The sequence below is a fragment of the Thalassobaculum sp. OXR-137 genome, assembly GCF_034377285.1.
Classification (GTDB): domain Bacteria; phylum Pseudomonadota; class Alphaproteobacteria; order Thalassobaculales; family Thalassobaculaceae; genus Thalassobaculum.
Window position 1 is genome coordinate 3342929 of sequence record NZ_CP139715.1, and the last position, 20836, is coordinate 3363764.

Annotated in this window: 1 protein-coding gene (only partly in view); it reads right to left on the bottom strand. The window is 72.3% G+C overall.

Going from position 1 to position 20836, the window contains the following annotated elements:
- Positions 1-20836: the 3' portion of a non-ribosomal peptide synthase/polyketide synthase gene (locus T8K17_RS15665; protein WP_322330673.1), read on the bottom strand. 2939 nt of this gene lie beyond the right edge of the window; 20836 of the gene's 23775 nt are visible here — the last part of the coding sequence; its start codon lies off the right edge, out of view — the gene reads right to left on this strand; it ends in the stop codon at positions 1-3.

The window sequence follows — 20836 nt, forward strand, 5'->3', positions numbered from 1 at the left end:
TCACTCTCCGGCCGTCGGTTGCGGGAGGCGGCGGCGCTTTCCAGACGCCTTGCGTCGGCGGGCGGCCCGGTCGGCGGTTGCGTCCGGTTCCGTCGCCGCCTCCGGGGTCTCCAGCGCGGCGGCCAGGGAGGCCGGGGTCGGGTGCTGGAACAGCAGGACCACCGGGATGGACCGGCCGGTCAGCGCCTCCAGCCGGCCGCGGGCCTGGACCGCCAGGATCGAATGGGCGCCGTGCTCGAACACGTTGTCGTCGAGGCCGAGCGCGGGCAGGGCCAGAAGCGCGCGCCAGAGATCGACCACCTGGGCTTCCCGCTCGGTTCGGGGCGCTCGACCGGTTGCGTCGGTCGGGACCGAAGCCGGGTCGGGCAGGGCGCGGCGGTCGAGCTTGCCGTTCACGGTGAGCGGCATCCGCTCCAACGCCACGAAGCGGGCGGGCACCATGTAGCCGGGCAGCCGCGCCTGGAGGTACCGGCGCAGATCCTCCACCGGCGGCGGGTCGGCGGCGGCCACGTAATAGGCGGTCAGCGACTTGTCTTCGGCCGCACCCTGCAGCAGGGCGGCCGACTCCCGGATTCCTGGATGCTGGTTGAGGGTGGCGGTGATCTCGCCCAGCTCGATGCGGAAGCCGCGGATCTTCACCTGGCTGTCCAGGCGGCCGAGATATTCGAGCTCGCCATCCGCCCGCCGGCGCACCCGGTCGCCGGTCCGGTACAGCCGCTTTCCGGGGACGAAGGGGTTGTCGATGAAGCGCTCGGCGGTCAGTTCCGGCCGGTTCAGGTACCCGGCCGCCAGTCCGGCGCCGCCGACATACAGCTCGCCCGGCACGCCGAGGGGCACCGGCTCCAGGAAGGCGTCGAGCACGTGGAGCTGCAGGTCCGGGATCGGTTCCCCGATCAGGCTGGCGGGGTGTTCCGCGTCGGCGGCGGTGAGCGGCCGATAGGTGACGTGCACGGTCGTCTCGGTGATGCCGTACATGTTGACCAGCCGGGGCGTCCGGTCGCCGCGTCGGGCGAACCAGGGCCGCAGCATGGTCGGGTCAAGCGCCTCGCCGCCGAAGATCACGGCGCGCAGGCTGAGCGGCACGGTCTGGTCCGGGTCGGCCGCGAGCAGCTGGCCGAAGGCCGACGGCGTCTGGTTCAGGACGGTGACTTGCTCGTCCCGGAGCAGGGCGAGGAAGCGGTCGGGCTCCCGGCTGACCGCATAGGGCACGATGACCAGCCGTCCGCCGTGCAGCAGCGCGCCCCAGATCTCCCAGACCGAGAAGTCGAAGGCGAAGGAGTGGAACAGGGTCCATACGTCCGCGCCGTCGAACCCGAACCAGGGCTGGGTCGCCGTGAACAGCCGCATGACGTTGCGGTGGGGGATCACGCTGCCCTTCGGCACGCCGGTGCTGCCGGAGGTGTAGATGACGTAGGCGGGGTCGTCCGGACGGAGTGTGAGGTCGAGGTTTTCGTCGTCCGCCGGCAGGTCGGCGTCGTCGTCGATCTGGCAGAGCGTGCAACCCGTCTGCGCGAACCGGTCGGCCAGGGACGGGTCGGTGATCAGGACCGGTGCCTCGGCGTCGTCCAGAATGAAGGAGAGCCGCGCCGCCGGCGCATCCGGGTCGAGCGGCAGATAGGCCGCACCCGCCTTGAGCACCGCCAGCATGGCAACGATCATTTCCGCCGAGCGGGGCAGGCAGATGCCGATCAGCGGGGTCCGGTCGGCCTCGGCCGGCGGCACCGTCGCGCGCAGCCGCCGGGCCAGGCGGTTGGCCCGCGCATTCAGCGCGCCGTAGGTGATCCGCATCGCGCCGTCGGTCACGGCGATCGCCTCGGGGGTCGCCGCCGCCTGCGCCTCGAACCAGGCGGTCAGGCTGTCGTGCAGGGGCTGGGGGACCTCGGCCGTCGCGGCGGGCGCGATCAGCGCCGCTCGATCCTGCGGCGTAAGCAGCGGCAGGCGGCCGACGGGCGTCTCCGGCGCGGCCAGAGCACCCGCCAGCAGGGTCTGCCAACAGTCCAGCAGCCGTTCGACACTCGCCTGGTCGAACAGATCCCGGTTGAACCGTAGTTCGATCCGCAGACCTTCGGTATCTTCGGCGAAGCTCCAGAGCTGGTCGAACTGGGTCGTGCCGTAATCGACATCCAGCGATGAGATCGTCAGGCCCGGCAGGTCGAGGCGCAGGTTCTCGGTGTTCTGGACGACGACCATCACGTCGAACAGCGGATTGCGGCTGGGGTCGCGGGGGACGTTCAGGTCGCGCACGACCGCGTCGAACGGATAGTCCTGATGGGCATAGGCCTCGATCGCGGTGTCCCGCACACGGTCCAGCAGGCCGGCAAAGCTCTCCGTCGCGTCCAGCCGGTCGCGCAGGACCAGCGTGTTGATGAAGAAGCCGATCTGGCTTTCCAGATCCACATGCGGCCGGCCGGCCACGGGCGTGCCGAGGCTGATATCGTTCTCGCCGGTGACCCGGTGCATCAACGCCTTGAGCAGCGCGGTCGTCACCATGAACAGGCTGACGCCCCGCGCCTTGGCAAAGGCCGACAGGGCAGCCGACTGCTCGGCCGACAGGCGCCGGCGCAGGCGTCCGCCGCGATAGGTCTTGACCGCCGGACGCGGCCGGTCGGTGGGCAGGTCCAGGGGCGGCGGCAGATCGCCGAGCCGAGCCTGCCAGTAGGCGCGATGCTCCGCCTCCCGTTCCGCCAGCCGCTCGGCCTGCCAGGCGACGATGTCCCGGGGCTGGACCGCCAAGGGCGGAAGCGGGTCGGGCAGGCTGGAAAGGACGGCGCGATAGACCTGCATGATCTCGCGCAGCAGCACGTCCATGCTCCAGCCGTCGGAGACGATGTGGTGCATGTTGAACAGCAGCACGTGGTCGTCGTCGGCCAGGCGCAGCAGCCTGAGCCGCAGCAGCGGCGCCCGCGTCAGGTCGAACCCCAGCCGGCCATCCTCCAGCGCCCGCCGCCGGGCGGAAGCCAGCGGATCGGCCTCCCCGCCCAGATCTTCCACGACCAGCTCGACGGTCGCGTTCTCGTCCACCCGCTGGCGCAGGTCGCCATTCCGCTCCACGAAGCAGGTCCGCAGGCTTTCGTGCCGGGAGGTCACCGTGTCTATCGCGCGGCCCAGGGCGTGGATTTCGAGCGGACCCGTCAGACGCAGGCTGTCGGCCATGTGATAGGCCCCGCCGCCGTCCATCTGCGACAGCACCCAGAGCCGGCGCTGGGCATCGGAAACGGGATAGTCCGCCGCATTGGGCAGGCGCCGGATCGGCGCGCCGCCAGCGCCGCTCTCCGAGGCGTCCAGGGCTTCGGAAAGCTCCGCGATGGTCGGGTGCCGGAAGATGTCCCGCAGGGTCAGGTCCTTGCCCAGGCGGTCCTGCAACCGGCTCAGCACCTGGGTCGCCTTCAGGCTGTGGCCGCCCAGGTCGAAGAAGTTGCGGTCGATCCCCGGCGGGTCGATGGCCAGCACCTCGGCCCAGATCCGCTGCACCACCCGCTGGGTCTCGGTGACCGGTTCCGCACCGCCGGCGGTATCGCTTGCGGCCGTGCGGGGGACGGGTAGAGCCTTGCGGTCGATCTTGCCGTTCGGCAGCAGCGGGAAGCGGTCGAGCACCACGAAGCTCGCCGGCACCATGTAGTCCGGCAGGCTCGCCTTCAGGGCGGCGCGGAGCTGCGGCAGGAGGTGGCGGGTGAAGCTCTCGGCCAGGGGCTCGTTGGTGAGGCCGGCGAACGGATCGTCCTCGGCGAAGCGCGCCGGCAGGAGGCTGCGGCAGACGTCCGGCCGCGGGGCGCCCGCTGGCTGAAGGATCACCGCGAAATCGCCCAGGCTGCTCTCCGGCTCGCAGTAGATTTCCACATCCACCGGCAGGCTGTCGCTCAGGCGCCACAGGTCCTCCGGATCCAGACCGGTCGGCTCGGCATCGAGCGGCGCCACGCCGGCTTCTTCCGGCGCGTCCCGCAGCCACTCGGCCAACGCCCGGTCCTGGGCGAGCCGGCGGTTCGCCACGTTGCGCAGCGCCACGCGCTCCTCGCCCGCCATCAGCCGATCGCGGATCGCCTCCAGATCCGGCCGCCGGATGCGCCAGTCTTCCCACGCGACGTCCGCCGACGGGTCCGCGCCGGGCCCGGCGACACGCAGCACCACGTCGTAGCGGAAGCGGGTCATCTCGTTGTTCAGCGTGCCCCGCTTCGGCCGGATGCTGACGCCGGCGATCCGGGGTATCCGGTCCGCCAGGGCGAGGAAGAAGGCGGGGGCGACGGCCAGTTCCTGCTCGCGGGCGACCTGCTCTTCGATCCGCCGGGCGAGCTCTCGCGGAGTCACCCCGGGCTCTGCCCTGAAGTGCTGGACCGCGCCGTGATAGGAGCGCAGCAGCGGCAGGCTGCGGACGTCGCCGACGAAGATCGACCCGCCTTCGGCGCAGCGCGCCACCGCCTCCCGCAGCACGGCGAGCAGGTAGTCGCGGGTCGGGAAATACTGGACGACCGAGTTCAGGACGAGCGTGTCGTAGCTCCCCGCCGGGATGCCATGGAAGTCGTCGGCGGTCTGCTGCCGCAGCTCCGCCTCGCTCAGCCGTTCGACCGCCAGCCTCCCCTGACCGTCGCGCAGCTGCTCGACGGCCACGGCCGACAGGTCGGTGCCCAGATATCGCGCGCAGTGCGGGACAAGCCGGTACATCAGCAGCCCGGTGCCGCAGCCGATCTCCAGCAGGCTTTTCGGGTTGAGCGCCAGAATGCGCGCGACCGCATTGTCGACGCATTCCTGCATCTCCTCCGCCGACAGCGGCTCGCCGGTGAAGGTGCTGTCCCAGCCGATGGTGTTGAAGGTCGGGTCCGGCGGTGCCGCCTCGGTGTCGCCGTAGCTCGCCTCGTGCAGCTCTTTCCAGAGATCGACCCGGTCGCGCACCAGATCGGCGGAGAGCTCGCGGGGCATCCGGGTCTGCAGATAGGCGGCGAGCCGGCGCTCCCCGGCCGCATCGAGATAGTCCTGTACGACCGCGTCGCGCACCTGCGGATGACGAGCGAGGACGGCCTCGATCTCTGCAAGCTCGACCCGGAAGCCGCGGATCTTCACCTGGCCGTCGAGCCGGCCCAGGAACTCCAGTGTCCCGTCCGCCCGCATCCGACCGAGATCGCCGGTGCGGTACAGGGTGTCCCCATGGGTGCGGCCGGCATAGGGGTTGGCGACGAAGGCCCGGGCCGTCAGCTCGGGTCGGCGCCAGTATCCGGCGCCGACGCCGACCCCGCCGACGCAGATCTCGCCTGGCACGCCGATCGGCGCCAGCTTCAGGGTCGGGTCTAGGACCAGCACCGACATGTTGTCGATCGGCCGGCCGATGGGCACGGTGCCGGTCTCCTCCGGCAGGGGACCGGTCAGCACCGCCTGGCAGATGTCGTCCGCCGCCTCGGTCGGCCCATAGGCGTTGACCAGCGGGATCTCCGGCCACAGGGCATGCCAGCGGTTGACCAGCGGCACCGAGACCGCCTCGCCCGTCACCATGGCGCACGCGAGATCCGGCAGCGCGCGCCGGTCGGCATCCAGCGTCTCGGCCTCGGCCAGCAGTCCTTCCAGCACCACGGGCACCAGCTCGATCAGGCTGACGCGGGCATCGCGGATCAGTTTCAGCAGCGCCCGGGGGGCGGCGACCGTCTCGCGGTCGGCGAAGACCACACGTCCGCCTGCCAGCAGCGGGCCGAGGCATTGCCACACCGAAATGTCCGACGAGGCCGGCGCGCTCTGCAGGAACGCGTCTTCGGCCCCGAAGCCGAGCTGGCGGAACTCGGCGTAAATGTGGTTCAGCGCCCCGTCATGACGCACCAGCGCGCCCTTCGGTCGGCCGGTCGACCCGGAGGTGTAGAGCAGGTAGAGCGGATCCTGCGGGACGTTGGCCTCCGGCGGATTGGTGGCCGGGAACCCGTCGCGGGCGGCCGCCAGATGCAGCCGGATCCCGATCGGCAGGGCCGCCGGCCTCCAGGAGGCGGGGCCGATCAGCACGGCATCGCGCAGGGAGGCGGGAATTGTCCCCGCCGCCAGGGTGGCGAGGTCGTCCGGGGCGGCCACCAGCACCGCGGCCCCGCTGTCCTCCAGCATGTAGCGCAGCCGGTCGGCCGGATAGGCGGTGTCCAGCGGCAGGAAGACGGCGCCGGCCTTGATCGTTCCGAGCAGGGCCGCGAGGTAGTCGATGCCGCGCGGCACCAGCACCGCCAACGGCGCGCCTGTCTCGACCCCGATGGCGCGCAGCAGCCGGGCGAGCCGGTTTGCCTGTCCGTTCAGCTCCGCATAGTCGATCCGGCGCCCCTCGGCCTCCGCCGCGATCCGGGCCGGCGTGGCGGCGACCTGGGCCTCGAACGCCGCGGCATAGCTGCGGTCGACCGGATGCGCGAACGTGGGGCCGGTCGACAGGGCGAGGATCCGCGCCTCCTGGTCCGGCTCGAGCAGCGGCAGGTCGGCGATGGCGATGGACGGATCGCGCGCCGCGGCACGCAGCAGGGTCGCCAGGCTGTCCATCATCCGGGCGGCGGTATCCGGTTCGAACAGGTCGCGGCTGTATTCCAGCACACCCTGCAGCCCGTCCGGCCGGTCCCAGATATCCAGCACCAGGTCGAACAGCGCGGCCCGGCGCTCCGCATGCACCGGGCTGAAGCGCAGCCCCTCGATCCTCCGCGGCTCCAGCGGCATGTTCTGCAGCGCCAGCATGACCTGGAACACCGGGTTCCGGCTCAGGTCGCGCTCTGGATGCACCTCTTCCACCAGATGCTCGAAGGGCAGATCCTGATGGGCGTAGCCGTCCAGCGCGGTCCGCCGGACCTGGGCCAGGAGGCTGCGGAAATCGGCACCGTCCTCGATCCGCACCCGCAGGGCCAGGGTGTTGACGAAGAAGCCGAGCAGGCCTTCGGTCTCCGCCCGCTGCCGGTTGGCGATGGGCGAGCCGATCACCAGGTCGTCCTGCCCGCCGACCCGGTGCAGCAGGGCGGCGAAGCCGGCGAGCAGGGTCATGAACAGGGTGGCGCCCTGCGCCCGCGACAGCCGGTGCAGTCCGTCCCGCGTCTCGGCGTCGAGGCGGAAGCGCAGGCTGGCGCCGCGGAAGCTCTGCACCGCCGGCCGCGGCCGGTCGGTCGGCAGGGCCAGCATCGGCGGCGCCTCGGCGAGCTGGCCGCGCCAATAGGCGAGCTGGCGCTCCAGCACTGCGCCGGTCAGCCACGCGCGCTGCCAGGCGGCGTAGTCGGCATATTGGATCGCCAGGACCGGCAGATCGGCCGGACGGCCCTCCAGCGCGGCGCAATAGGCCTCCGCCAGTTCGCGGGTCAGCACGTCCAGCGACCAGCCGTCGATGACGATGTGGTGGAAGGTGAGCAGCAGCACGTGGTCCTGCGCCGCCATCCGCAGCAGGCGCGCCCGCAGCAGGGGCGGGCGGCCCAGATCGGCGAAGGGCGTGCGGGCCTCCGCCGCGGCCCGCTCGAGCATCTCCGCCTCCCGGTCGGCCTCGGGCAGGGCGGCGAGGTCGACCCGTTCCAGCGGGACGTCGACGCGCGCCAGGACGACCTGCTCCGGCGCGCCGTCACGGCTGCGGAATGCCGTGCGCAGCACCTCGTGCCGGTCGACCACCAGGGCCAGGGCGGCCTCCAGCGCCGCCGCGTCCAGCCGACCGGCCAGGCGCAGGGCGAGCGGGGTGTTGTAGAACGGGTTGTCCGGCTCGAGCTGATTGAGGAACCAGAGCCTCTGCTGGGCGAAGGAGAGCGGCAGGCTGTCGCGATCCGCGCGTGGCACGATCGGCGGCGGCGGGGGAGCGTCGGCGCCTCTGCGGGCGGCCTCGATGGCGGCGGCCTGATCGCCAAGTACCGGGTGCTCGAACAGCAGGCGCAGGGGGATGTCGACGTCGAAGGCCTGGCGGATGCGGGAGACCAGCTGGGTGGCGAGCAGGGAGTGGCCGCCGAGATCGAAGAAGCTCTGCCCACGGCCGACCCGCTCCAGCCCGAGCACCTCGGCCCAGAGCCCCGCCAGCAGGTCCTCCTGCGGCGTGGCCGGCCGGTCGTCGGTCGCAGCGTCCAAAGTCTCGTCCGGCGCCGGCAACGCAGCCCGGTCGAGCTTGCCGTTCGGATTGAGCGGCATCGCGTCGAGTGCGATCAGGTGGCTGGGGACCATGTAGTCGGGTAGCTCCGCCCGCAGTTCGGCCCGGATCGCGTCGGCGTCGAGGCCGGGGCCGGCGGCATAGCCGACCAGCCGGCGATGCTCGCCGTCGCCGGTGAGCAGGACCACGGCATCGTCGACGCCGCGGCAGCGGCGCAGGGCGGTCTCCACCTCGCCGAGCTCGATGCGGAAGCCGCGCAGCTTGATCTGGTGGTCGCTGCGACCGAGATACGCTACGGCGCCGTCCTCGGTCCACCGGCACAGGTCGCCGGTCCGGTAGAGCCGGCCGAGGGTTTCGTGGGGGATGAACCGGTCCGCCGTCAGCTCCGGCTGTCCCAGATAACCCTCGGCGAGGCCATCGCCGCCCAGATGCAGCTCCCCGGCGACGCCAATGGGCACCGGCTGGCCGTCTGCGTCGAGGATATGGACGGTGGTGTTGGCGAGCGGCCGGCCGATGGGCACGGTGACGGCGTCCTGCGGCACCTCGGTCACGTGGTGCCAGGTGGCGAAGGTTGTGCACTCGGTGGGGCCGTAGACATGCAGCAGGCGGGTCGGTCCGCCGGCGGCCAGCACGGCGCGGACCGGGCGGGGATCGACCGCCTCGCCGCCGAACAGCAGGGTGTCCAGCCCACCGAACACGCCTGGATCGATCTGGGCGAGCCGGTTGAACAGGGCGGTGGTCAGGAACAGGATGTCGACTGTCTTCGCCCGCAGTAGCGCCGCAAACCGGTCGGGGTCGAGCACGTCGTCGCGGGACAGCAGGACGAGGGCAGCACCGTTCAGCAGGGCGCCCCAGATCTCGAAGGTGGCGGCATCGAAGGCGGTGTTGGCCGCCTGGGCGATCCGGTGGCCGGGGCGGATGTCGATATAGTCCGTATCGCGCACCAGCCGGGCGACGGCCCGCTGCGGGATCAGCACACCCTTGGGCTGGCCGGTGGAGCCGGACGTGTACATGACATAGGCGAGGCCGGATCCGTCGGTCGCCACGGCCGGGACCGCGGCGGTGCAGGCGGCGATCGCCTCGGATTCCCGGTCGAGCCGGATGACCGGGCAGGGCAACCCGTCCAGGCCGGCGGCGAGGGCGTCTTCCGTCAGGACCAACGCGGCGCCGGCATCTTCCACCATGTAGCGCCGACGGGCGTCGGGCAGTTCCGGGTCCAGCGGCAGGTAGGCGGCCCCGGCCTTGACCGTCGCCAGCATCGCGACGATCAACTCCGGTCCGCGCTCCAGGCACAGGCCGATCACCCGGCTGCGGAGATCGCCCGCCTGGTTGCAGAGATAGGCCGCCAGCCGGTCGGAGCGGGCGTCCAGCTCGGCATAGGTCAGGGTGCGGTCGTCCCACCGCAGTGCGACGGCCTGCGGTTCGGCGGCGACGCGCTCGGCGAACAGGGCGGCCAGGCTCTCCTCGCGCGGATAGGGGCTCGCCCCGCCGCTCCAGGACGCGATGCGGGCCTGCTCGTCGGCGTCGAGCAGCGGCAGGGCGCCCACCGAAGCTTCGGGGTCCTGCGCCGCCGCCTCCAGCAGGCGGACATACTGCCGGGCCAGGCGCTCGATGCGCGGCCGGTCGAACAGGTCGGTGCTGTACTCCCAGCTGACGCTCAGCCCTGCCGGTCCCACCTGGGCGCTGACGGTCAGGTCGAACTTGGCGGTGCCGGTCTGCGGCGCCAGGGCCCGGACCGTCAGGTCGCCCAGGGTCAGGTCCTCTTCGGGAGCGTTCTGCAGGCCGAACAAGACCTGGAACAGCGGCGTGTGGGACAGCGAGCGCTCCGGCCGCAGCTCGGAGACCAGGGTCTCGAAGGGCAGGTCCTGATGGGCATAGGCGTCCAGCGCGGTCGTGCGGATTTGCGCCAGGAGCTCGGCGAAGGGGTCGTCGCGGTGCACGGCGGTGCGCAGGACCAGGGTGTTGACGAAGAAGCCGACGAGATCCTCGGTCTGACGCTGGGTGCGGTTGGCGATGGGGCTGCCGATCAGGATGTCGCTCTCGCCGGTCTGGCGGTGCAGCAGGGCGGCGAAGCCGGCCAGCAGGGTCATGAACAGGGTGGCGCCGCGCGCCCTGCCGAGCGCCTCCAGCCGGGCGAGCAGATCGGGGTCGATTGTGACGGCGAGCTGGGCGCCGCGGGCGGACCTGAATGCGGGGCGTTTGCGGTCGGCGGGCAGGTCGAGCAGCAGGGGGGCGTCGGCCAGCTGCGACCGCCAGTAGCCGAGCTGGCGGTCGAGAACCGTCCCCTCCAGCCAGCCGCGCTGCCAGGCGGCGTAGTCGGTGTAGTGCAGGGCGGGGGCGGGCAGGCCCGGCCCCTCGCCCAGGGCTTCGGCATAGAGGGCGCCGAGATCGCGAACCAGCACGCCGAGAGACCAGCCGTCGGCAGCGATGTGGTGCAGATTGACCAGCAGCACGTGCGCCTCGGTCCCCAGCCGCAGCAGGGTCAGCCGCAACAGCGGGTCGGCCTCCAGGTCGAATGGTTCGGCCGCATGGGCGGCGGCGCGCGCGTCCACGGCGGCGTCGTGGTCGGCCGGGTTCAGGGCGGACAGGTCCTCCAGGACCAGCGGGTCGAAGGGGTCGCGCAGGGACTGGACGGGCTCGCCTGCCGCCTCGTGCAGGGACAGGCGCAGGCTCTCGTGGCGCCCGGTCAGCGCGACCAGCGCCCGGCGCAGGGCGGCCTCGTCGAGGGTGCCGTCCAGGGCCAGCGCGGCGGTGACGTTATAGGCCGCACTCGACGCGGACCCGTCCAGCTGGCCCCGGTCCATCTGGCTGAGGAACCACAGGCGCTGCTGGGCGAAGGAGAGCGGCAAGCTGTCGCGATCCGCGCGCGGCACGATCGCCGGCGGGGGCGGCGCATCCGTGCCGCGCCGGGCGGCCTCGATGGCGGCGGCCTGGTCGCCCAGCGCCGGATGCTCGAACAGCAGGCGCAGGGGGATGTCGACGTCGAAGGCCTGGCGGATGCGGGAGACCAGCTGGGTCGCCAGCAGGGAGTGACCGCCCAAATCGAAGAAGCTCTGCCCGCGGCCGACCCGCTCCAGCCCGAGCACCTCGGCCCAGAGCCCCGCCAGCAGGTCCTCCTGCGGCGTCGCGGGCCGGTCGTCGGCGGGACCGTCTGAGGTTTCTCCTGGCGCCGGCAGGGCAGCCCGGTCGAGCTTGCCGTTGGCGTTGAGCGGCAGGGCGGGCAGCACGATCAGGTGACTAGGCACCATGTAGTCGGGCAGGTCGGCGCGGAGTTCGGCGCGGATCGCGTCGGCGTCGAGGCCGGGGCCGGCGGCGTAGCCGACCAGCCGGCGGTGTTCGCCGTCGCCGGTCAGCAGGACGACGGCATCGTCCACGCCCCGGCAGCGGCGCAGGGCGGTTTCCACTTCGCCCAGCTCGATGCGGAAGCCCCGCAGCTTGACCTGGTGGTCGCTGCGGCCGAGGAATTCCACCGCACCGTCTTCGGTCCAGCGGCACAGGTCGCCGGTGCGGTAGAGCCGGCCGAGGGTTTCGTGGGTGACGAACTTGGCCGCCGTCAGTTCCGGCTGCCCCAGATAGCCCTCGGCCAACCCGTCGCCGCCCAGATGCAGCTCGCCGGCCACGCCGACGGGGACCGGCTGGCCGTCGGGGTCGAGGATATGGGCGGTGGTGTTGGCGAGCGGCCGGCCGATGGGGACGGTGACGGCGTCCTGCGGCACCTCGGTCACATGGTGCCAGGTGGCGAAGGTTGTGCACTCGGTGGGGCCGTAGACATGCAGCAGGCGCTGGGGACCGCCGGCGGCCAGCACGGCGCGGACCGGGCGGGGATCGACCGCCTCGCCGCCGAACAGCAGGGAGTCGAGGGCGGCGAAGATGGCCGGATCGATCTGGGCGAGGCGGTTGAACAGGGCGGTGGTCAGGAACAGGATGTCCACCGTCTGCGCCCGCAGCAGCCTGGCGAAGCGGTCGGGGTCGAGCACGTCGTCGCGGGACAGCAGGACGAGGGCAGCCCCGTTCAGCAGCGCTCCCCAGATCTCGAAGGTGGCGGCGTCGAAGGCGGTGTTGGCCGCCTGGGCGATCCGTTGGTGGGGGCGGATGTCGATATAGTCCGTATCGCGCACCAGCCTGGTCACGGCCCGCTGCAGGATCAGCACGCCCTTGGGCTGGCCGGTCGAGCCGGAGGTGTACATGACATAGGCGAGGCTTGAGCCGTCGGTCGTGACGGCCGGGACCGAGGCGGTGCAGGCGGCGATGGCCTCGGCCTCGCGGTCGAGCCGGAGGACCGGGCAGGGCAACCCGTCCAACCCCGAGGCGAAGGTGTCTTCGGTGAGAACCAATGCCGTGCCGGCATCTTCCACCATGTAGCGCCGGCGGGCGTCGGGCAGGTCCGGGTCCAGCGGCAGGTAGGCGGCCCTGGCCTTCAGAACCGCGACCATCGCGACGATCAGCTCCGGCCCGCGCTCCAGGCACAGACCGATCACCCGCCCACTGAGATCGGCCGCCTGGTCGCAGAGATACGCCGCCAGCCGGTCGGACCGGGCATCCAGCTCGGCATAGGTCAGGGTGCGGTCGCCCCAGCGCAGTGCGACGGCCTGCGGATCGGCGGCGACGCGCTCGGCGAACAGGGCGGTCAGGCCTTCGTCGCGCGGATAGGGGCTCGCCCCGCCGCTCCAGGATGCGATGCGGGCCTGCTCGTCGGCGTCGAGCAGCGGCAGACGGCCGACGGCCCGCTCCGGCGCCTCGGCTACCGCCTGCAGCAGGCGGACATACTGTCGGGCCAGGCGCTCGATGCGCGGCCGGTCGAACAGGTCGGTGCTGTACTCCCAGCTCACGGTCAGCCCCGCCGGTCCCACCTGGGCGCTGACGGTCAGGTCGAACTTGGCGGTGCCGGTCTGCGGCGCCAGGGCCCGGACCGCGAGGTCGCCCAGGGTCAGGTTCTCCTCCGGGGCGTTCTGCAGGCCGAACATGACCTGGAACAGCGGCGTGTGGGACAAGGAGCGCTCCGGGCGAAGCTCGGAGACCAGGGTCTCGAAGGGCAGGTCCTGATGGGCATAGGCGTCCAGCGCGGTCGCCCGGACCTGGGCCAGCAGCTCGGCGAAGGGGTCGTCGCGCTGCACGGCGGTCCGCAGGACCAGGGTGTTGACGAAGAAGCCGACGAGATCCTCGGTCTGGCGCTGGGTGCGGTTGGCGATGGGGCTGCCGACCAGGATGTCGCTCTCGCCGGTCTGGCGGTGCAGCAGGGCGGCGAAGCCGGCCAGCAGGGTCATGAACAGGGTGGCGCCGCGGGACCTGCCGAGCGCCTCCAGCCGGGCGAGCAGGTCGGGCTCGATTGTGACGGCGAGCTGGGCGCCACGGGCGGTCTTCACGGCCGGGCGCTTGCGGTCGGCGGGCAGGTCGAGCAGCAGGGGGGCGTCGGCCAGCTGCGACCGCCAGTAGCCGAGCTGGCGCTCCAGGACGGCACCCTCCAGCCAGCCGCGCTGCCAGGCGGCGTAGTCGGCATAGTGCAGGGCGGGCGGCGCCAGGCCCGGTCCCTGGCCCAGGGCCTCGGCATAGAGCGCGCCGAGGTCGCGGACCAGCACGCCCAGCGACCAGCCGTCGGCGGCGATGTGGTGCAGGTTCACCAGCAGCACGTGGCGGTCCGGGGAGAGCCGCAGCAGGGTCAGGCGCAGCAGCGGGTCGTTCTCGAGGTCGAAGGGCTGGGCGGCATGCTCGGTCGCCCGGGCCTGCACGGCGGCGTCGTGATCGGTCGGGTCGAGACCGGACAGGTCCTCCACCAGCAGCGGGTCGAAGGGGTCGCGCAGGGAGAGGACGGGCTCGCCGGCCTGCTCGTGCAGGGACAGGCGCAGGCTCTCGTGGCGTCCGGTCAGCGCCACCAGCGCCCGGCGCAGGGCGTCCTCGTCCAGGGCGCCGTCCAGCGCCAGGGCGGCGGTGACGTTATAGGCCGCACTCGACGCGGACCCGTCCAGCTGGCCCCGATCCATCTGGCTGAGGAACCACAGCCGCTGCTGGGCGAAGGACAGGGGCAGGCTGTCGCGATCCGCGCGCGGCACGATCGCCGGCGGGGGCGGCGCATCCGTGCCGCGCCGGGCGGCCTCGATCGCGGCGGCCTGGCCGGCAAGGACGGGGTGCTCGAACAGCAGGCGCAGGGGGATGTCGACGTCGAAAGCCTGGCGGATGCGGGAGACCAGCTGGGTCGCCAGCAGCGAGTGGCCGCCAAGATCGAAGAAGCTCTGTCCGCTCCCGACCCGCTCCAGCCCCAGCACTTCAGCCCAGAGCCCGGCCAGCAGCTCTTCCTGCGGCGTTGCCGGCCGGTTGTCGGTTGGACCCTTGGCGCTCTCGGCCGGCGCCGGCAACGCGGCCCGGTCGAGCTTGCCGGTGATGGTCAGGGGCAGGTCGGCGACGGGGATCGCCTGGGCCGGAACCATATAGGCGGGCAGCCGCGCCCGGCACCAGTCCAGCGCCTCCTGCGGGCCGGCGGTGCCGCAGATATAGGCGACCAGGCGGGCGGCGTCGGGCCGGCCTGGCGGTGTCGAGAGCAGCACGGCCGCCTGGCGCAGGCCCGGATGGTCGCGCAGCACCGCCTCCACCTCGCCGGGCTCGACGCGGAAGCCGCGCAGCTTGACCTGCTGGTCCCGGCGCCCGACCACCTCCAGCGTGCCGTCCGGCAGTCGACGGGCGAGATCGCCGCTGCGGTACAGCCGGGAGCCCGGGCGGTGGGGATCGTCCTCGAAGACGGCGGAGTCCTGGCGCCAGTATCCCAGCGCCACATAGGGGCTGGCGATGGCGATCTCGCCGAACAGCTCGGCGGGCGCACCGGTGTCGTCCAGCAGCCCGATGCCGGTCCCCTTGACCGGATAGCCCACGGGGATGCCGAAGCGCGGCAGGGCGCTGTCGTGATCGGCGAAGAACTGCAGGGTGACCGTGGATTCGGTCGGGCCGAGCCCGTTGACGAACAGGCAGCCGGGCTCGAACCGGGCGCGGAAGGCGGCCAGATCGTGCCGGGTCACCGCCTCGCCGCCGAGGACGACGAGACGGGCGGCGGGCAGGCGGAGGTCCGGGGCGGTGCGGTCGAGCTCCGCGGTCAGGGCGCGGAACACGCTGGGCGTGGCATGGATCACCGTCACCGCTTCCTCCGCCAGCCATTCGGCCGCCTGGGACAGACCGGTGTTGCGGAGATCGACGGGATACAGCGATGCGCCGGTCAGTAGGGCGCCGTAGATGTCCATGACGGCGGCATCGAAAGCGTAGGAGGCGACCTGCAGGATCCGGTCGTCCGGGCGCAGCCGCAGGGCCTCGCTGTAGCGGCGGATGAAATGCCGCACGTTGCGATGGTTCTGCACCACGCCCTTGGGGCGGCCGGTCGACCCGGAGGTGTAGAGGATGTAGGCGACCGCATCGGCCGGCACCTCCGGAAGACGCTCCGCCGGGGCGCGGTCCAGCCCGTCGAGGTCGATCACCGTGCCGCTCTGAGCCGGGAGAGCGGCGGCGAGGTCGGCGGCAAGATCCGCCAGAGGTCCCGCCGCGACGATCAGGTCGGTGTCGACATCCTCCAGGATGGCGCGCAACCGGGCCGGCGGCTGGGCCGGGTCGAGCGGAACGTAGCAGCGCCCGGCCTGCAGGCAGCCGAGCATGGCGATCGCCATCCGCTCGTCGTGCGGCACCAGCAGGGCGACCCGCGCCGGGGCCGACCGGTCCAGAAGCTCGGCCGCCAGGGAACGGGCCGCGCGGTCCAGCGCGCCGTAGGTCAGCGCTGTCTGCGGGGTGCGGATCGCCACCCGGTCGGGATGCCGGGCCGCCCGATCGGCGAAGTGGTCAGGAATCGAGCGCTCGATCGCTCCGAACCGGATCGGCTCGCCGGTCGGCACCGGCATGGGACGCCGCGGCGGCAGCGGGTCGGGCAGCACCGACAGCGCGGCCAGGGGCGTGTCGGGGCGGGTCGCGATGCGGTCCAGCAGGGCGGTCAGGCACGCGCCGAGGAAGGCGATCGTCTCCGCCTCGAACAGGGCGGCGTTGTATTGCAGTGCCCCGTCGAGCGACCCGTCGGCCCTGTCCGTCAGGGTGAGGTTGAGGTCGAACTTCACCAGGTCGTCGCCGGCGGGCGTCAGCCGGGTCACCGAAAGGCCCTCCAGGGCGATCTCCTCGCGCCTGGTGTTGACCAGGTTGATCATCACCTGGAACAGGGGGTTGTGGCTGAGCGCGCGGGTCGGGCGCAGCTCCTCCACCAGATACTCGAAGGGCAGATCCTGGTGGGCGAAGGCCGACAGGGTCGCCTCGCGCACACCTGCGATCAGGTCGGCGAGGGTGCCGTCGCGGGGAACGGCGCTGCGCACCACCAGGGTGTTGAGGAACAGGCCGACCACCGGCTCGAGCCGGCTGTCCGGGCGGTTGGCGACCGGCACCCCGACGCACAGGTCGCGCTCGCCGCTGTAGCGGAACAGCAGCAGCTTGAAGGCGGCCAGCAGCACCATGAACAGGGTTGCGTCATGCCTGCGGGCCAGGGTGCGCAGGGCGTCGGCGCATTCCCGGTCGATATGCAGCGGCACCGCGCCGCCTTCATGCGCCTGTACCGCGCCGCGCGGATGGTCTGTCGGCAGCGCGGCGAGTTCCGGGGCGTCGCCCAGCCGGTCGCGCCAGAAGGCGCGCTGGCGGTCCAGGGCGTCGCTTTCCAGCCGGCGGCGCTGCCAGGCGGCGTAGTCGGTGTAGGTCAGCGCCAGGGCCGGAAGCTCGGCGGTCGCATTCCGCAGGCAGGCGCCGTACAGGCGTGCCAGATCGGCGATCAGCAGGTCGACCGACCAGCCGTCGGCGATGATGTGGTGCAGGTTGACCAGCAGCCGGTGCCGGCCCGCTGCGAGGCGAAGCAGTGTCAGCCGGAACAGCGGCCCCGTCGCCAGATCGAAAGGCAGGGCCGCATCGTCGTCGGCCAGGCGGGCGGCGTCCCGCTCGGCGGCCTCCGGCGCCCGGTCGCTCAGATCGCGCAGGACCAGCGGGTCGTAGCCAGGAAGCCGTCGCACGATCGGTCGGCCGTCGATGAAATTGAAGGCGAGGCGCAGGCTCTCGTGGCGCTCCACCAGGGCGCTCAGGGCGGCGCGCAGGGCGGCGACGTCCAGTCCGCCGGAAAGCTCCAGGGCGGCCGGCATGCTGTAGGCCGCGCTCGGCCCTTCCAGCTGGTCGAGGAACATCAGCCGCTGCTGGGCGAAGGAGGGCTCGGCGAGATCGTCCTGCGGCAGGGCGACGAGGGCCGGGCCGGCGGCGGCGCGGCCGGCGTCGAGATGGGCGGCGAGCCCGGCCAGGGTCGGTGCCTCGAACAGCGCGCGCAGACCGATGTCGGTGCCGAAACCGTCGGCGATACGGGCGACGAGCTGGACGGCGAGCAGGGAATGGCCGCCGAGCGCGAAGAAGCTCGCGTTCCGATCCACCGTGTCGAGCCCCAGCAGGGTTATCCAGATCTCCGCGAGCCGGGCTTCGGTGTCGCCCATTGGCGCGTCCGCGGCCGTCGACGCGACGGGCAGAGCCTCCAGGGCGCGGCGGTCCAGCTTGCCGTTCGGGGTCAGCGGCAGGCGGTCGCGAACCGTCAGCGTGTCGGGCACCATATAGGCCGGAAGCTGCCGCAGCAGCGCCGGCCGCAGGGCTTCCGGATCCTCGATGTCGACTCCGGTCAGATAGGCGGCCAGATGGTCCCCGGCGCCGGACCGGCGCACGACAACGGCGGCCTCCTCCACGCCCGGCTGGGCGCGCAGCACCGCCTCCACCTCGCCGAGTTCGATGCGGAAGCCGCGCAGCTTCACCTGCTCGTCGCGCCGGCCGAGATAGTCGAGGGTGCCGTCGCTCCGCCAGGCGACGATATCGCCGGTCCTGTAGTAACGCTCCCGCCGGCCGTCGACGGTCAGGTCCGCGAAGTGGCGGGCGTTCAGGTCGTCGCGTCCGCGATACCCGGTGCCGACACCGGCCCCGCCGATCAGCAGCTCGCCGGGAATCCCGACCGGTTGGGGCGTGTCCGCCGGATCGACCACCAGCAGGCGGACGTTGTCGATCGGCCGGCCCAGCGGCACGGCCGGAAGGTCTGCCGCCGGATCGACCGGGCCGGCGACCGCCACGTCGGTGCATTCGGTCGGGCCGTAGCTGTTCAGCACGACGGCATGGCAGGACGGATCGGCAAGCCAGGCGGCAAGACGGTCCCTCTGGATCGGCTCGCCGCCGAGGACGACGTGGCGCAGGGAGGCAAGGGCGGCCGGCGCGGACCGGCGCGGGCCCTCCAGGAGGGGATAGAACGCGCTCGGCGTGCAGTTGATCCAGGTGATCGCGTGCTTCGCCACGGCGGCGCGCAGGGCGGCCGGGTCGTAGCCGATCTCCAGTTCCGGGAAATGCAGCGCGGCCCCGCAGAGCAGCGGCGCGAACAGGTTCTTCTGGGTGAGGTCGAATCCCAGGGCGCTGACCAGGAGCCCCCGATCCCCGGGCCCCAGGTCGAGCGTCCGGCGGTACCAGTTCAGCAGGTTCGCGAAACCGCCATGGGTGACGCCGGCGCCCTTCGGCCGGCCGGTCGACCCGGAGGTGTAGATGACGTAGAGCGGATCGTCCGGCCCCGGCCCGCCGGCAGGGTCGGTGTCGGGCCGGCCTTCCAGAGCCTCGCCGATCGTGTCCAGCGCCAGGACGGGCACCGCGCCGGGCAGGCGGTCGGCGAGATCGGAGGTGGAGAGCACCAGCGAGGCTCCGGATTCCGAGAGCATGTAGGCCAGGCGCTCGACCGGGTAGGCCGGGTCGAGGGGCAGATAGGCGGCGCGGGCCTTGGCGACCGCGAGCAGGGCGACCACCGCCTGCGGCGTCGGGGCGAGGCAGACGCCGACCAGGGCGCCTCGGCCGATGCCGTGCTCGGCCAGCAGGTGGGCAAGCCGATTGGCGCGGCGGTTCAGTGTCGCGTAGTCGAGCGTCTCCCGGCGGCCGACCAGGGCCGTCGCGTCCGGTTGCAGGGCGACCTGGGCGCGGAAGCCGTCGACCAGGGTGTCCCAGGGCCGCTCGACCGCCGGGCCGCGGCCCCAGGCGCTCAGCCGACGGCGTTCCTCGTCGGAGCTCATCCGCAGATCGGCGAGCGGTAGGCTCGGCGCGTCCAGGGCGGCGCGCAGGAGCCGCTCGAAATGGGCGCTCAGCCGGGCGATCCGGTCCTCGTCGAAGATGTCGCGGCTGTATTCCCATCGGGTGGCGAGCCCGTCATCGGTCGGCTCGACATACAGGGTGAGGTCGAACTTGGAGGCCGTCAGCGGCGGCGGCATCAGCAGGGCCTCGGTCGCGCCGAAGGACAGGCGTTCCAGGGGGGCGTTCTGCATCACGAACATGACCTGGAAGACCGGGCTGCGGGATATCTCCCGCTCCGGCTGAAGGTGGTCGACCAGCAGCTCGAAGGGCAGGTCGGCATGGGCGTGGGCCCGCAGACTGCGGCGGCGGATGCGCGACACCAGCCCAGCGAAATCCGGCACGTCCCCGCCCGACCAGCGCAGGGCCAGGGTGTTGACGAACATGCCGATCAGGCCCTCGCAGGCCGTGTGACGGCGGTTCGACACCGGACAGCCGATCAGGATGTCGTCCTGGCCGCTGTAGCGGGAGAGCAGCAGGCCGAACGCGGACAGCACGGTCATGAAATCGGTGGCGCCGAGGCTGCGGCTCACCTCCCGCAGGCGGCGGGTCAGACCGGCATCCAGGTGGTGCTCCCAGAGACCGCCGGCATGGCTGCGGACCGGCGGGTGCGGGCGGTCGGCGGGCAGATCCAGTTGGGTCGGCGCGCCGTCGAGCTCGGCGGTCCAATGGGCAAGCTGGCGCTCCAGAACCTCGCCCTGCAGCCAGTCCTGCTGCCAGGCCGCATAGTCGGCGAATCCGATCTCGAGCGGCGGCAGGTCGGCCGCCTCGCCGGACAGGGCGGCCCGATAAAGCGCGGCGAACTCGCGCACCAGCAGGTCGATGGACCAGCGGTCGCTGACGATGTGGTGGATGTTGAACAGCAGCCGGTGGTCGGCGGTCCCGAGCCTTACCAGGTGAAGCCGGAACAGGGGACCCTCGGCCAGATCGAAGGGCTGGGCGGCGTGGCGCTCGGCGAGCCGGTCCGTCTCCTCCTCCGCGTCCCCTCGGTCGGTGAGGTCGGTGACCGTCAGGGGATCGTACGGCTCCAGCAGCCGGGCCTCGGGTGCTCCGTCGCGGGACGGGAACCGGCTGCGCAGACTGCCGTGGCGGGCGACCAGCCGGCACGCGGCCGTGCGCAGGGCGTCCACGTCCAGGGCCCCCCGCAGCGCGAGGGTCGCGGGCATGTTGTAGGTGGCGCTCGGCCCGTCCAGCCGGTCGAGGAACCACAGACGCTGCTGGGCGAAGGAGAGCGGCCGGGCGTCGGCTGTCGGGCGCGCCACGATCGGCGGCAGGGTCTCGCCGCCCCGCAGCTCGGCGATCCGGCGCGCCATACCGGCGACGGTCGGGTCTTCGAACAGGGCGCTCAGCGGCAGATCGGTGGCGAAGCTCTCCCGGATCCGGGCGATCAGCCGCATGGCGATCAGCGAATGGCCGCCCAGATCGAAGAAGCTCGCTGTGACGCCGACGCGGGCCAGGCCGAGGACGTCGGCCCAGAGCGCTGCCAGCAGAGCCTCGTCCTCGGTGCGCGGCGGGACGTCCGTGTCCTCCGCTTCGGGCGCCGGCTTCGGCAGAGCGCGCCGGTCGATCTTGCCGCTCGCGGTCTGGGGCAGGTGCGGCAGCAGGGTCAGGCTGCCCGGCACCAGCGGCGCCGGCAGGGTGGCGCGCAGATGGGCCAGGAGGTCGCTC